Origin of the sequence: Neorhizobium petrolearium, from assembly GCF_029854435.1 — a bacterium.
In the GTDB taxonomy this organism is placed as follows: Bacteria; Pseudomonadota; Alphaproteobacteria; order Rhizobiales; family Rhizobiaceae; genus Neorhizobium; species Neorhizobium petrolearium.
This window is the reverse complement of record NZ_CP123000.1, coordinates 991,020-1,004,140: the sequence shown is the minus strand read 5'-3', so window position 1 is coordinate 1,004,140 and position 13,121 is coordinate 991,020. Positions and strand designations below refer to the sequence as shown.

The 13,121-nt window shown below is 62.4% G+C and carries 12 protein-coding genes; 5 read left to right on the top strand and 7 right to left on the bottom strand.

The window, feature by feature from the left end; translation table 11 throughout:
• Positions 1 to 65 precede the first annotated feature (65 nt).
• A complete protein-coding gene (locus QEO92_RS05205) occupies positions 66 to 1,070 on the top strand; it encodes a DUF2891 domain-containing protein (RefSeq protein ID WP_227702395.1) in 1,005 nt (334 codons plus the stop codon).
• Positions 1,071 to 1,079: 9 nt separating this feature from the next.
• Here QEO92_RS05205 and QEO92_RS05200 read toward each other — a convergent pair whose 3' ends face one another.
• Positions 1,080 to 1,487: a DUF2000 family protein gene (locus tag QEO92_RS05200; RefSeq protein WP_227702394.1), complete on the bottom strand. Its 408-nt coding sequence runs from the start codon at positions 1,485 to 1,487 to the stop codon at positions 1,080 to 1,082.
• On the opposite strand from QEO92_RS05200, the gene QEO92_RS05195 reads away from it, so the two are divergent.
• Both QEO92_RS05195 and QEO92_RS05190 read left to right on the top strand, forming a co-directional pair.
• Positions 1,486 to 2,379, top strand: coding sequence for an AraC family transcriptional regulator (locus QEO92_RS05195; protein WP_227702393.1), 894 nt, complete (start codon positions 1,486 to 1,488; stop codon positions 2,377 to 2,379). The two genes, QEO92_RS05200 and QEO92_RS05195, sit on opposite strands and share 2 nt — an antisense overlap.
• Before the next feature lie 126 nt (positions 2,380 to 2,505).
• The gene (locus QEO92_RS05190; RefSeq protein ID WP_227702392.1) at positions 2,506 to 3,864 is read left to right on the top strand and encodes an esterase-like activity of phytase family protein; all 1,359 of its coding nucleotides are present in this window, start codon (positions 2,506 to 2,508) and stop codon (positions 3,862 to 3,864) included.
• Positions 3,865 to 4,123: 259 nt separating this feature from the next.
• Here QEO92_RS05190 and QEO92_RS05185 read toward each other — a convergent pair whose 3' ends face one another.
• The 5 genes from QEO92_RS05185 to QEO92_RS05165 form a co-directional block, all read right to left on the bottom strand.
• On the bottom strand, positions 4,124 to 4,381 hold the full coding sequence (locus tag QEO92_RS05185) for a lipoprotein (protein ID WP_227702391.1): 258 nt from the start codon (positions 4,379 to 4,381) through the stop codon (positions 4,124 to 4,126).
• Between the two features lie 121 nt (positions 4,382 to 4,502).
• On the bottom strand, positions 4,503 to 6,023 hold the full coding sequence (ppx, locus tag QEO92_RS05180) for an exopolyphosphatase (RefSeq protein ID WP_037150615.1): 1,521 nt from the start codon (positions 6,021 to 6,023) through the stop codon (positions 4,503 to 4,505).
• A gap of 5 nt (positions 6,024 to 6,028) precedes the next feature.
• On the bottom strand, positions 6,029 to 8,221 hold the full coding sequence (locus tag QEO92_RS05175) for an RNA degradosome polyphosphate kinase (protein WP_227702390.1): 2,193 nt from the start codon (positions 8,219 to 8,221) through the stop codon (positions 6,029 to 6,031).
• A 61-nt stretch (positions 8,222 to 8,282) separates the two neighbouring features.
• Entirely contained in the window at positions 8,283 to 9,002 is a 720-nt protein-coding gene (gene hdaA, locus QEO92_RS05170; protein ID WP_227702389.1) for a DnaA regulatory inactivator HdaA, read from the bottom strand.
• The gene (locus tag QEO92_RS05165; protein WP_227702388.1) at positions 8,999 to 10,192 is read right to left on the bottom strand and encodes an AI-2E family transporter; all 1,194 of its coding nucleotides are present in this window, start codon (positions 10,190 to 10,192) and stop codon (positions 8,999 to 9,001) included. The genes hdaA and QEO92_RS05165 overlap by 4 nt, the downstream gene beginning before the upstream one ends.
• Before the next feature lie 221 nt (positions 10,193 to 10,413).
• On the opposite strand from QEO92_RS05165, the gene purM reads away from it, so the two are divergent.
• Together purM and purN are read left to right on the top strand one after the other, a co-directional pair.
• Positions 10,414 to 11,487, top strand: a complete 1,074-nt coding sequence (purM, locus tag QEO92_RS05160; RefSeq protein ID WP_227702387.1) for a phosphoribosylformylglycinamidine cyclo-ligase — start codon at positions 10,414 to 10,416, stop codon at positions 11,485 to 11,487.
• Positions 11,484 to 12,158, top strand: a complete 675-nt coding sequence (purN, locus tag QEO92_RS05155; RefSeq protein WP_227702386.1) for a phosphoribosylglycinamide formyltransferase — start codon at positions 11,484 to 11,486, stop codon at positions 12,156 to 12,158. The genes purM and purN overlap by 4 nt, the downstream gene beginning before the upstream one ends.
• 95 nt (positions 12,159 to 12,253) lie before the next feature.
• Here the strand turns inward: purN and QEO92_RS05150 are convergent, their stop codons facing one another.
• The gene (locus QEO92_RS05150; RefSeq protein ID WP_037150600.1) at positions 12,254 to 13,075 is read right to left on the bottom strand and encodes an alpha/beta fold hydrolase; all 822 of its coding nucleotides are present in this window, start codon (positions 13,073 to 13,075) and stop codon (positions 12,254 to 12,256) included.
• Between the last annotated feature and the right edge of the window lie 46 nt (positions 13,076 to 13,121).

The following is a 13,121-nucleotide window of genomic DNA, read 5'->3' as shown; positions in this document are numbered from 1 at the left end:
CCATCATCTTACCCCGACGCGACGATGTCCGCGCATCGCCGCTCCTTCAAAGCGAGCCAATCCACATGCGCCAGTCCCTCACCGCCGAGACCGCCCAGCATTTTGCCGCGATCGCGCTCGGGCACGTCGGGCGCGAATATCCAAACAAGCCGGCCAACGTGTTTTCAGGCCCAGAAGATGCGAAAACACCGAGCGAGCTTCACCCGATCTTCCACGGCAGCCTCGACTGGCATTCCTGCGTGCACGGCTACTGGATGATGGCGCATATCCTGCGGACATTCCCGGATATCCCGGCGGCAGAGAGCATCCGGGCGCTGTTCGACGCGATGCTGGTGCCGGACAAGGTGGCGGGCGAATGCGCCTATCAGGCAAAGCCCACATCGCGCGGTTTCGAGCGGCCCTATGGCTGGGGTTGGCTCCTGAAACTTTCCGCCGAACTGTCGCTGCTCGATGAGCGGTGCTGGTTCGAGAACCTTAAACCTCTGTCGGATGTCTTCACCGGTCGCTTCACCGATTTCCTGCCGGTCGCCACCTATCCGGTCCGGGTCGGCACGCATTTCAACACCGCCTTTGCCATGCGGCTTGCAGCCGACTATGCCGAGACGATCGGCGATACCGCGTTGCTCGGACTGCTAACGGAGACGGCGCTCCGTTGGTATGGCAAGGACGAGGCCTGCCCGGCCTGGGGCGAACCCTCCGGCGACGATTTTCTCTCTTCAGCGCTCGTGGAAGCCGAATGCATGCGGCGGCTGATGCCGGCGGAGGGTTTCCTGCCCTGGTTCGACCGTTTCCTGCCTGAGATCGTGGCGCGGAGGCCCGCGACGCTGTTTTCGCCGGCCTCCGTCTCCGACCGCTCGGACGGCAAGATCGCCCATCTCGACGGTCTCAATCTTTCCCGCGCCTGGTGCTGGCGGTCGCTCGCGAAAGCCCTGCCGCAAGGCGATCCGCGACGGCCGATCATGGAGAAGGCGGCGGAAGACCATCTTGCAAGCGCACTTCCCCATGTGGAAGGCGACTATATGGGCGAGCACTGGCTGGCGAGTTTCGCGACGCTGGCGCTGGAGGCATGAGCGGAGAAGTTACCGGTGCATCTTCGCTCCCCTGGTGATCTTGTCGACGATCTTCTTCTCGGCCCGCAGCGCAATCCCGACCAGCCTGGCGTCGTCCGGCGCAAACTCGGCGAACACCGCGCGGTTCGCCGCATCGTGGCCTGTCGCAAACATCTCCTCGATATAGGCCGATGTTGTCACTTCCCGTTCGAGCGAGCGCCGGTGGATCATGCGCAACGTCTCCTGCTCGGCAGACAGGACCACGACCGGCTGGATGCTCATCGGATTGTAGACATGGCCGGCCGCATCCCGATATGCTTCACCGATGATCGCGGGAGATTGGGCGACGATGCCGCTCATCAGGAAAGCGGTCACGTTGAGCTCCTGCCAGGAGGCGAGGTCATCGCGAAGCACAATCGCGATCTTGGTGTCGAACATGAAGAACTCCGTCGAAGGTTATGCAAGGACCGACGCGATAGCGGCAGCAAGCACCGCCGGTCTTGAACGTTCATGCAAGGCGGAGGAAAAGCCGGACGGCATCGTCCAGGCTCCCTCCTCATGCGGCATCGAGCGGATCGAGGCGCGGTTCCACGGCAACGGTTTTTCGCCGCACCGGCATGACACCTATGCGCTCGGAATCACGCTTTCCGGCGTCCAGACGTTCCATTATCGCGGCTCGGTCCGCGTCAGCCTGCCCGGCAATGTCATCGTCCTGCATCCGGACGAGGTGCATGACGGCGCCGCCGGCACCGACGACGGTTTGCGTTACCGCATGCTCTACCTGCCGCCGGAACGGCTGATCGAGGCGGCGGGCGGTGTGGCCGGACTGCCCTTCGTGCCCGAGCCCGTCATGGCAGACGATGCCTTCCGCGACTGCCTCGCCGAGGCGCTCGACGATCTTGACGCCACGCCGCAGGAGCTTCTGCTGGATGACCTGATCGCCCGTCTGACGGCAAGCCTCTGGCGTCACGCGGACAGTCGCGGCGCTTTGCCGGACAAATCGACCTCGCGCGAAGCCGTGCTCCGCTGCCGCGACTATCTCCAGGACAATTGCGACCGCGCCGTCTCTTCCCAGGAACTGGAAGCCGTCAGCGGCCTCGATCGTTACACGACTTCACGGCAATTCCGGAAGCTCCTGGGGACAAGCCCACACCGCTATCTGGTCATGCGCAGACTCGACCGGGCAAAACAACTGCTCTTCGAAGGCGGAAGCCTGGCGGATGCCGCTTTCGGCGCAGGCTTTGCCGACCAGGCCCATTTCACCCGGCACTTCAAGAAAACCTTCGGCATGACGCCGGGCCGCTGGGTGGCGCTCAAGAGAAGCGCCTGACGTTCAAATCGACCTCGATATCCCGTCATCAAAGCTTCATCGAAGCTTCAATGTTCCATCACCCGGCCGTCACGACCGCTCCCTATGCGGTAGGCGTCTTTGACACGCCAACCAACAGGTGATCTCATGATCCGACCCCTTCTCGCCTCCGTTGCTCTCGCTGCGCTGATCGGCGGTTCTGCTGCTGCCGAAGAAAAAGCCTTCCCGGCCAAACTCGTCGGCCAGGCAATCCTGCCCGCCAACACGATCGTTCCGGCTCCGGCCGACGCGCCAGCCTTCCTGAAGACGTCCGGCAAGTTCACCACGCCCGACCGCAAGCGCACCGAGGCCCTCGGCACGCTGCCGGGCAAGGACGGCGTCCGCGTCACCGATGTGAAGCTGCCGTTCGACGGCCAGCCGCTGCAGGGCTTCTCCGGCATCAAGACGATGGCCGACGGCACGTTCTGGACGCTGTCGGACAACGGTTTCGGCTCGAAGGCCAATTCCTCCGACGCCATGCTCTTCCTGCACCAGATGAAATTCGACTGGGCCGCCAACAAGGCGGAAGTCGTGAAGAATATTTTCCTCTCCGATCCGAACAGGATCGCGCCCTTCCCGATCACCATGGAAGGTTCCGACACCCGCTATCTGACCGGCGCCGATTTCGATATCGAATCGATCCAGCCGGTCGCCGACGGCTTCTGGCTCGGCGAGGAATTCGGCCCCTATCTCTTGAAGTTCGACACCGAAGGCCGCCTGACCGACGTGATCGCGACCGTGATCGATGGCAAGCCGGTCAAGTCGCCCGACAATCCGACGCTCACCACGCCGGCCAACCCGGCCGCGAAAATGGTTGCCTTCAACCTGAAGCGCTCGGGCGGCTACGAGGGCATGGCCATGTCGAAGGACGGCTCGAAGCTCTACGGCCTGCTGGAAGGCCCGCTCTATCTGGAAGACGGTTCGGTCGAGAAGGCGGACGGAATGACGGCGCTGCGCATCGTCGAATTCGACGTCGCCTCGAAGGCATGGACCGGCCGCTCCTGGCTCTATCCCCTATCCCAGGGCGGCGAAGCGATCGGTGACTTCAATATGGTCGACGCCACGACCGCCCTCGTCATCGAGCGTGACAACGGCGCCGGCTCCGCCGACAAGGCCTGCGCCGATCCGGCCAAGCCCCAGCCGACCTGCTTCAACGCGCCTGCTAAGCACAAGCGCGTCTATAAGGTCGAGATGACCGACGGGAATGTCGGCAAGGCCGTCCGCAAGATCGGCTACATCGATCTCATGAAGATTGAGGATCCGGACGAGAAGAAGAAGGCGGGTAATGTCGAGGGTGTCTACGACATGCCCTTCGTGACGATCGAGAATGTCGACGTGGTCGATGCGACGCATATCATCATCGGCAACGACAACAACCTGCCCTTCTCCGCCGGCCGCGCCGTCGACAAGGCCGACGACAACGAATTCAGCCTGCTCGAAGTCGGCGAATTCCTGGCGGCGAAATAGTCCAGATCCGCCTCGGACAACAGGCCCCGGCATCCGCCGGGGCTCAGTTTGTTGGCAAACCTTCCGGCATGCAAGACGTCATCCCCGGGCTTGTCCCGAGGATCTGCCATCCCTTGCCAAATCATTGGTTATGTTGGGATAATTTCGAGAGTATAGAGGTGGTAAGATGCTCGGGACAGGCCCGAGCATGACCGAAGAGGAGTTGCCGCCCTTTGTCAGCAGCCTGAGCCCGGGCATCCGCCGGGGCTAATGCATTCAATCAATTGACCGGTATGTCGATCGCATAGCGGTCGACCAGTTTCAGGCTCCGGTCCGACTGAATGATGTAGGTCTCGTAATACCGGCGACCGTCCTGGCCGTAGAACTGATGGGTGACGGGACTGCCGACCGGCGACTTCGTTAGCTTGCTGCGCGGCTGTCCGCCATAGGTGATGCTGCCCGGAATGGGCTCCAATGCAACGGCGGTGCAGCCTGCAAGGGCCGCCGTCAGCAGGGCAACTGCAACTATCTTCTTCATCACTCGTCTCCCCTGTCCCGCAATTTCCTGCACGCCGGGCAGCCAAAATGGTCTGCCTCACGGTGGATGTCGGGATTGCCGACGTGATTTACAATCGGGGAGCGATAAAGTTTCCCGAAATCTATTCGAACCGGAACGCCAGCCGCTTGCCGGTCAGCTTCGCCAGTTGCTGCAGGCGACCATCCAGCCTTTCACCGGCAAAATTGCGGTAGGCCGGCGGCACGATGAATTCCAGATCGAGATCGGGGTCGGATGATGGGCGGAACGTCAAGTTGTGGACGATGCCCGGCATCGCGGCCGAGAAGAGATAGACAACGCGCAGCAGGCCACCGAGCAGCTTGGCAAGATCGAGCATGCGTGGCGTGGCAATCGTCGCCAAGGGGCCTGTCGCGCCGTCGTCGTTCAGTCCCTCGAAGCGATAGTAGTTGGCGAGCGCCAGATAGGCACGGCCTGCATGGGTGATGCCGACGAAAGAGGAATGAGCGATGATATTGAGCGCCTGCAGACCGCGATAATCCGGATGGGCGCGCCAGCTTATGTCGGCGAGCAGGCAGGCGGCCTGACGATAGCGGCTTTCTTCCTCCGTCTCGGTGATGCCAAAAGCAGGCACCATGCGGCCCGTCCATTCCGCCAGCTCGCGGGCATGTTCGGGCGAGCGGGCGCGCAGGATCGCCAGTTCGCCGGCCGCGGCGAGCAGCGGGTCACTTGCCTTCTCTCCGTCGGAAAGCCGTGAATAGAGATAGCCTTCGCGCACGCCCTGCGCGGAGAAGCTCACCCTGGCGGGTTTCATCGCACTCAGCACTTCCTGCATGGCGATGGCGCCGTAGGGCAGCAGCGAACGGCGGCTTTTGGAAACCGCCTGCCAGGCAGGGTCCTTGGAGTCCTTGGCGGCGATCACCTCTTCGAGGAATTTCTGGATGTCCGCGAGCGGCAGTTCGTAACCCTGCATCATGTGCAAGGGATATTTCGTCATCTCCATGTGCAGCTTGGCGATATTTCGCCAGGTGCCGCCGACCGCATAGAAGGTGCGGCCTGCGCCCTGTTCAAGGAACCGCGCGGTGTTCACCTGCTTACGGGCGAAGGTGCGCGCCTTGGAGAGAGAATTTCCGGAGGACTCGGACAATCGCAGTCCCCCGAGCGGCAACGTGATGCCGCGGCCGAAATCATTGCCCTTGATGTCGATGAGTTCCAGCGAACCGCCGCCAAGATCGCCGGCGATCCCGTCCGCATCATGAAAGCCGCTGATGACACCGAGCGCCGAATAACGCGCCTCCTCTTCTCCGGAGAGAAGCTGGATCTCCTGGCCGAGGATATCCTCCGCCTCGCGGATGAAGTCCGGTCCGTTCGACGCCTCACGGGCAGCCGCCGTCGCCAGCACATAGATTTCGTTGGCGCGCGCCTGCGTCGACAACGCCTTGAAGCGCCTCAGTGCCGAAAGCGCGCGCTGGACGGCCTCCTCGTCCATCCGGCCGCTGGATCCAAGCCCCTTGCCGAGCCCGCAGAGAACCTTCTCGTTGAAGAGAATCGTCGGCGCGCGGGACAGGCCTTCATAAACGACGACACGAACGGAGTTCGAGCCAATGTCGATGACGGAAACAGGGGCAATCCCCGGAAGGCGCCCCTGGGCTTCGGATCGTACCATATTGCCTATTTCTTGCGTCCGGACATCAGGCCGGCGATCAGTTTGGGAGCACTCGACTTCAGAGCTTCACCGCGCCCCGAGAGGCTTGGATTGGTCATGAAATAGTGCTGCGCGTTAAAAGGTTCTTCGCCTTTGCGCACTTCCATGCGCCGCGACGTGCCGTCGGGCAATATCTCGTAGCTCTGCTGGTTGTCAATCAAGTTGCCCAGCATGATCTGTGAAAGAACCTGCTCATGCACGGTCGGATTGAGGAGCGGCACGAGCGTCTCGACGCGGCGGTCGAGGTTGCGCGGCATCATGTCGGCCGAGCCGATATAGACGAGCGCCTTGTCGGATGGCAGGCCGTAACCGTTGCCGAAGCAGAAGATGCGGCTATGCTCCAGGAAGCGGCCGACGATCGATTTGACGCGGATATTCTCGGAAAGGCCGGGCACCTGCGGGCGCAGGCAGCAGATGCCGCGCACCACGAGGTCGATCTCGACGCCCGCCCGGCTTGCCCGGTAGAGCGCATCGATGATGTCCGGATCGACGAGCGAGTTCATCTTCATCCAGATCGCTGCGGGCTTGCCGCTCTGCGCGTGGACGATTTCCTCCTCGATATGCCTGAGGATGCGCGACCTGAGCGTATAGGGCGAGACCGCCAGCTTCATGCTCTCTTCCGGCTCGCCATAGCCGGTGATGAAGTTGAAGACGTTCGCCATGTCGTGGGCGATCTTCGGATTGCAGGTGAAGAAGGACAGGTCCGTGTAGATCTTGGCGGTGACCGGATGATAGTTGCCCGTGCCGATATGGCAGTAGGTACGGAGCTTACCCTCTTCGCGGCGCACCACCATCGACATCTTGGCGTGCGTCTTCAGCTCGATGAAGCCAAAGACGACCTGCACCCCGGCACGTTCGAGGTCGCGGGCCCAGCGGATGTTTGCCTCCTCGTCGAAACGGGCCTTCAATTCGACCAGCGCCGTCACCGACTTGCCCATCTCGGCCGCATCGATCAGCGCCCTGACGATCGGGCTGTCGTTGGAGGTTCGGTAGAGCGTCTGCTTGATGGCGAGCACGTCCGGGTCGCGCGCCGCCTGCAGAAGGAATTGCACAACCACGTCAAAGGATTCATAAGGGTGGTGAACCACCATGTCCTTTTCGCGGATGGCCGCAAGGCAGTCGCCAGCATGTTCGCGAACCCGCTCGGGAAATCGGGCGTTATAGGGCTCGAACCTCAAGTCGTCGCGCGGCGCCCTGGTGATTTCCGAAAGGGTGTTGAGCGCCAGAAGGCCGGGCAGAACCGCAACGCGATTATCCGGCACGCCGAGTTCCTGCACCACGAACTGACGCAATGACGCCGGCATTTCCGAATCGGTCTCGATGCGGATGACCTTGCCGCGGCGGCGGCGCTTCAGCGCCGTCTCGAAGAAGCGCACCAGGTCCTCGGCCTCTTCCTCCACCTCGATATCGCTGTCGCGGATGATGCGGAAGGTACCGGCGCCCTTCACCTCATAACCGGGGAAGAGCCTGTCGGTGAACATGCCGACGACGTCCTCCAGCGTGATGTAGCGGATCGCCGCGCCTTCGTCCGGCAGGCGAATAAAGCGATCGAGCGTGGTCGGCAGGCGCAGGAGCCCCGTCATCGGCTCCTTGCCGTGCTTGCTGTGAAGCTGCAGGCCCATGGAGAAGCCGAGGTTCGGGATGAAGGGGAACGGATGGGCCGGGTCGATCGAGAGCGGCGTCAGGACGGGGAAGAGTTCGTCGTCGAAGGACGTGGCCAGCCAGGCGCGATCTTCCGCCGAAAGCGCCGCCGGACGGACGATCAGAATGTCCTCCTTGGCAAGATATTGCTGCAGCACGGCGAGCGAAGCCTGCTGTTCCATCTGCAGATTGTCGATTTCCCGAAGGATGGCGTCGAGCTGTTCGGCGGGCGTCTTGCCGTCCGGGCTGCGCACGATGATGCCCTGGCGCACCTGGCCTTCCAGACCGGCGACGCGGACCATGAAGAATTCATCGAGGTTGGCTGCGGAAATCGACAGGAAGCGCACCCGTTCCAGAAGCGGATGGGCCGTGTTCAGCGTTTCTTCCAGAACGCGGCGGTTGAATTGCAGCCAGGAGAATTCGCGGTTGATGAACCGGTCCGGGCTCGTCAGCAGCTCAGCGGCGGAATCGACCGCTGCGATTTCGGCCTGCTGGGTTTCCGTCGTCATCGAATCCATTTCGCATCCTCCGCTAACCCTTTGGGTTCGAACGCCAAGTTCGGCGAGGAAAGTGTCACAGTCAATCACCGTCCTTGGCGCCGGCGCCAGAATTTCCGACATCGTTCAACACTTCGGCCGCCAGCGGACGGGTGATCCTGGTGCCGCGGGCGAGCGCCAGCCGGTCCAGCCGGTCGACGATCGTCTGGGCCGCCCCGAGGGAACGCTCCATCCTGTTGACGATATAGCCGACAAGTTTGTCATCGATATAAAGCTGCCGATCCGCGAAAAGTTTCACGATCACCTGGGCGAGCAGGTCCTCGTCCGGCTCACCGATCTCGACTATGGTCGCCGCCTTGAGCCGCGACTTGAGGTCCGGCAGCGTCACGCCCCACGATATTGGCCACAAGCGCGAGGTCAACAGGAGGCTATGGCCATTCTCGCGCACGCTGTTGATGACGTGGAAGAGCTCCGCATCGTCGAAACCGCGTCTATCGGCATCCTCGAACAGGACCGGGCCGGCGGCTGCAAGGTCCGCGGCATTCGAACCGACCACCGGATGGATGTCCGTGGCGCCGGCCTTCTCCCGCCAGATATGCGCGAGATGCGATTTGCCCGAGCCGATCGGCCCCGCCAGCACGACGACCGGCGACGGCCAGGCCGGCCATTCGTCGACGATCGCGACGGCCGCAGCCAGGCGTTCGGAGACCAGGAGGTCATCCCGGCTCTTCGCCGCATCATGAATGAATTGGAGCGGCAATTGCTCGCTTCTCCGCCGCTCGCGCTCAGTGGTCTCGTTCATTGGTCTTTCGAACTGCTCTCTTGAGCATCATTTGCTGCGCTGGTTCCGCTGCCATCCTGACGGTGTTCCAGCACTCGGGGCGGAGGCGCCCCTTCCCAGGGAAGCGTGGTCGTTCGTCCGTAATAGATATCGCTGTCAAGATACCGCGCCAGCGCGAAGCGGACAAGGACGCCAACCACGGCTGCGGCCGGCACGGCAATCAAGAGCCCGACGAAACCGAATATCGCACCAAAGGCAAAGAGCGCGAACATCAGCCAGACCGGATGAAGTCCGACGCTTTTGCCGACCAGCTTCGGCTGCAGGATATTGCCCTCGAGGAACTGGCCGATGAAGAAGACGCCGGCGACCGCAACAATCCACGCGTAATCCGGCCAGAATTGCACGAATGCAACCCCGACCGAAAGCACGAGGCCGACCAGCGAGCCGATATAGGGGATGAAGCTGATCATGCCGGCGATGAAGCCGATGAGCAGGCCGAAATTCAGGCCGACAAGCGAGAGGCCTACCGCGTAGAAGATGCCGAGGATGAGGCAGAGCGAGCCCTGGCCGCGGATAAAACCGGCGACCGACTGATCCATCTCGCGGGCGATCTGCCTGACGGTGTCGACCTGATCGCGCGGAACCCAGCTATCCACTCTGGCGACCATGCGGTCCCAATCGAGCAGGATGTAGAAAGCGACCACCGGCGTCACGATCAGCAGCGATACGACGTCGACGATCGCCTTGCCGGAATTCCAGATCTGCGTGAGCAGCGAGCCGAGAAAGCCGGCGCCCTGGCTCAGCACCTCGGAAAAGTTCTGCTTGACCGTCTCGATCTGCGCACCGACCCAGCTTGGCAGGAAGGAAGTCTCAGGGCTGGAGATGATCTGCTGCAATTGCGAGATATAGCCCGGCAGCGCCGCCGCAAAGCCGGTGAACTGGCTGATGATGATCGGGATCACCAGCATCAGGGACAGCACGAAGACCAGCACGAAGCAGACAAGGATGACGACCGTCGCCATCAGCCGGCTGAGACCCCGCCGCTCCAGCCAGTCTGCGACCGGATCGAGGAAATAGGCAAGCGCCATGCCCGCCACGAAGGGCAGGAGAATCGTGCGGAAGAACCACAGAAACAGGATAAAGACGACCAGCACACCGATCCAGAACAGGATGTGGCGTTTCAGGCTCGCGCCGCTGATATGGTATGGCATCTCTGCTTCCCCTGGTATTGGCCGGGCCGATCAAGGCATATGGAAGCGGGCGTATCAGGTCAAGAGTCCGGTCGTTGGGCTGTGAAAAGCCTTCAAAAGCAGCCTGAACGCTTGCATATCGGGGCGTGGCGTGCAATGGCGGCCAGATATATTGCGCATGCCCCCAGAAAGCGCTTCACACTTTTCGGGGGACATGCGGTGGTCCCCACTGGAGATGGAAGATGAGCGAGGCGGGCAAGAACGGTCTCACCTACAGCGATGCCGGTGTCGATATCGATGCAGGTAATCTCATGGTCGAGAAGATCAAGCCGGCCGTGCGCTCCACCCGCCGCCCCGGCGCCGACGGCGAGATCGGCGGCTTCGGCGGGCTCTTCGACCTCAGGGCAGCGGGCTTTACCGATCCGGTTCTGGTTGCGGCGAATGATGGCGTCGGCACCAAGCTCAAGATCGCCATCGACGCGAACTTCCACGACACCGTCGGCATCGACCTCGTCGCCATGTGCGTCAACGATCTCGTCGTGCAGGGCGCCGAACCGTTATTCTTCCTCGACTATTTCGCGACCGGCAGGCTCGATCCCGACCAGGGTGCCGCGATCGTCGGTGGAATTGCCGCCGGCTGCCGCGAGGCGGGTTGTGCGCTGATCGGCGGAGAAACGGCCGAAATGCCGGGCATGTATTCCGACGGCGACTACGACCTCGCGGGTTTTGCGGTCGGGGCCGCCGAACGCGGCCAGTTGCTGCCGGTCGGCGACATCGGTTCGGGCGACGTCATCCTCGGCCTCACCTCCTCCGGCGTCCATTCCAACGGCTATTCGCTGGTCCGCAAGATCGTCGCGATCTCCGGCCTCGCATGGGATGCGCCCGCCCCTTTCCGTGACGGCATGACTCTGGGTGAGGCGCTGCTCGTGCCGACCCGCATCTACGTGAAGCCGCTGCTCAAGGCAATCCGCGAAACCGGTGCGCTGAAGGCTCTCGCCCACATTACCGGCGGCGGCTTTCCGGAGAACATCCCGCGCGTGTTGCCGAAGAACCTTTCCGCCGAAATCGATCTCGATTCCATTCCGGTTCCGCCCGTCTTCTCCTGGCTTGCCAAGACCGGCGGTGTCGAGGCGAAGGAAATGCTCAGGACCTTCAACTGCGGCATCGGCATGATCATCGTCACCGCCGCCGAGAACGCCCAGATGGTCAGCGATATCCTTACCGGCGAAGGCGAGATCGTCGTGCCGCTCGGCCGCATGGTCGAGCGTCCCGAAGGCGGCGCCGGCGTCATCTACAAGGGCACGCTCGGCCTATGACGGCAACCTCCGCACCGTCGGCGCGCAAACGCGTTGCCGTCTTCGTTTCAGGCGGCGGCTCCAACATGCTGGCTCTCGCAAACGCCTGCGCGGCGCCGGATTTTCCGGCCGAGATCGTCGCGGTCATCTCCGACAAGCCTTCGGCCGGCGGCATCGCCAAGGCAAAAGCACGCGGCATCCGGACCTTCGTCTTCGAGCGCAAGCAGTTCGCAGGCAAGGCCGAGCACGAGGCAGCGATCCTTGTCGCGCTCGACGAGATAAAGCCCGACATCCTCTGCCTGGCAGGCTATATGCGGCTCTTTTCCGGCGAATTCATCAGCCGCTACGAAGGCCGCATCCTCAACATCCACCCTGCGCTTCTGCCGCTCTTTCCAGGCCTTCATACGCACCAGCGCGCCCTCGATGCCGGCGTCAAGATCGCCGGCTGCACGGTGCATTTCGTGACCGAAGGCATGGACGAAGGACCGATCGTCGCGCAAGCGGCAGTTCCGGTGCCTGCCGATGATACGGCGGAAACGCTCGCCGCCCGGGTGCTGACCGTCGAGCACAAGCTCTATCCGCTGGCTTTGAAGCTGCTGGCGGAAGGCAGGGTGCGGATGGAGGGGGACAAGGCGGTTTTCAGCAACCTGCCAGCGAAGGACGAGGCGAAGCTCATTTCGCCGGCAGTCTAAAAGCCGCTCGATCTGATCCGGCGGATCACTCCTCCAGTTCATCTCCTTTCACCGGCGGGTTGCCTTTGCCCGCACGGGCGAGGATATCGATCTCGTCAACTCCTCAAAAACGTCATCAGGTCTTTCGCCAGTTGTTCCTTGTTCGAGGCGAAGAGGCCGTGCGGTGCGCCATCATATTCGATCAGCTTCGAGCCGGGGATCATCGCGGCAGCGGCGCGAGCGGAAATGTCGATCGGGACGGTCTGGTCGCTCGTCCCGTGAATGATCAGCGTCGGCACCCTGAAACTCGTCAGGTCGGGCCGGAAATCGGTCGTCGCGAAGGCTTTGGCGCAGGCAAGCGTGGGTTTGAGCCCCGCCATCATCGTCTGATTGAAGGACCAGTCGAGCACTTCATCGCTCACCGAACCGGTGAAGACACCTACGCCGAAGAAGCTCTTGAAGAAGTCCGCGAAGAAATGCGCCCGGTCCTCCCTGATACCCTTGGCCATCTCATCGAAAACCGATTGCGGCACGCCGGCCGGATTGTCGGACGTCTGCAGCATGTAGGGCACGACGGAAGCGATCAGCGCCGCCTTGGAAATACCCTTGCCGCCGTGGCGCGACATATAGCGGGCGACCTCGCCGCCGCCCATGGAAAAGCCGAGGAGCGCCGCATCCTCGGCTTCGGTCGCGGCGATCACGTCCGCGAGGTCATCGGAGAACGTGTCGTAGTCATAGCCCTGCCAGGGCTGGTCAGATCGGCCGAAACCGCGGCGGTCGTAGGAGATCGCTCGGAACCCCGACTCCGCCGCAACCATGGCGAAATCATCCCATGTGTCGCAGGTCAACGGCCAACCGTGCAGCAGGATGACCGGACGGCCCCTGCCCCAGTCCTTGACGTAGAGTTCGGTGTCGTCGCGCGTCTTGATCATCGTCATCGGAAAGTCCTCGCTGGATGGGATCTTCCGTAAACGGTGCGGCAAT

Excerpts from the sequence above, each read along its gene's own strand:
- purM (WP_227702387.1), top strand. The coding sequence starts at position 10,414 with ATGAGCGAGGCGGGCAAGAACGGTCTCACCTACAGCGATGCCGGTGTC.
- ppx (WP_037150615.1), bottom strand. The coding sequence starts at position 6,023 with ATGGTACGATCCGAAGCCCAGGGGCGCCTTCCGGGGATTGCCCCTGTT.
- QEO92_RS05200 (WP_227702394.1), bottom strand. The coding sequence starts at position 1,487 with ATGTTCGACACCAAGATCGCGATTGTGCTTCGCGATGACCTCGCCTCC.
- purN (WP_227702386.1), top strand. The coding sequence starts at position 11,484 with ATGACGGCAACCTCCGCACCGTCGGCGCGCAAACGCGTTGCCGTCTTC.
- QEO92_RS05205 (WP_227702395.1), top strand. The coding sequence starts at position 66 with ATGCGCCAGTCCCTCACCGCCGAGACCGCCCAGCATTTTGCCGCGATC.
- QEO92_RS05195 (WP_227702393.1), top strand. The coding sequence starts at position 1,486 with ATGAAGAACTCCGTCGAAGGTTATGCAAGGACCGACGCGATAGCGGCA.
- QEO92_RS05175 (WP_227702390.1), bottom strand. The coding sequence starts at position 8,221 with ATGGATTCGATGACGACGGAAACCCAGCAGGCCGAAATCGCAGCGGTC.
- QEO92_RS05185 (WP_227702391.1), bottom strand. The coding sequence starts at position 4,381 with ATGAAGAAGATAGTTGCAGTTGCCCTGCTGACGGCGGCCCTTGCAGGC.
- QEO92_RS05165 (WP_227702388.1), bottom strand. The coding sequence starts at position 10,192 with ATGCCATACCATATCAGCGGCGCGAGCCTGAAACGCCACATCCTGTTC.
- QEO92_RS05150 (WP_037150600.1), bottom strand. The coding sequence starts at position 13,075 with ATGACGATGATCAAGACGCGCGACGACACCGAACTCTACGTCAAGGAC.
- QEO92_RS05190 (WP_227702392.1), top strand. The coding sequence starts at position 2,506 with ATGATCCGACCCCTTCTCGCCTCCGTTGCTCTCGCTGCGCTGATCGGC.
- hdaA (WP_227702389.1), bottom strand. The coding sequence starts at position 9,002 with ATGAACGAGACCACTGAGCGCGAGCGGCGGAGAAGCGAGCAATTGCCG.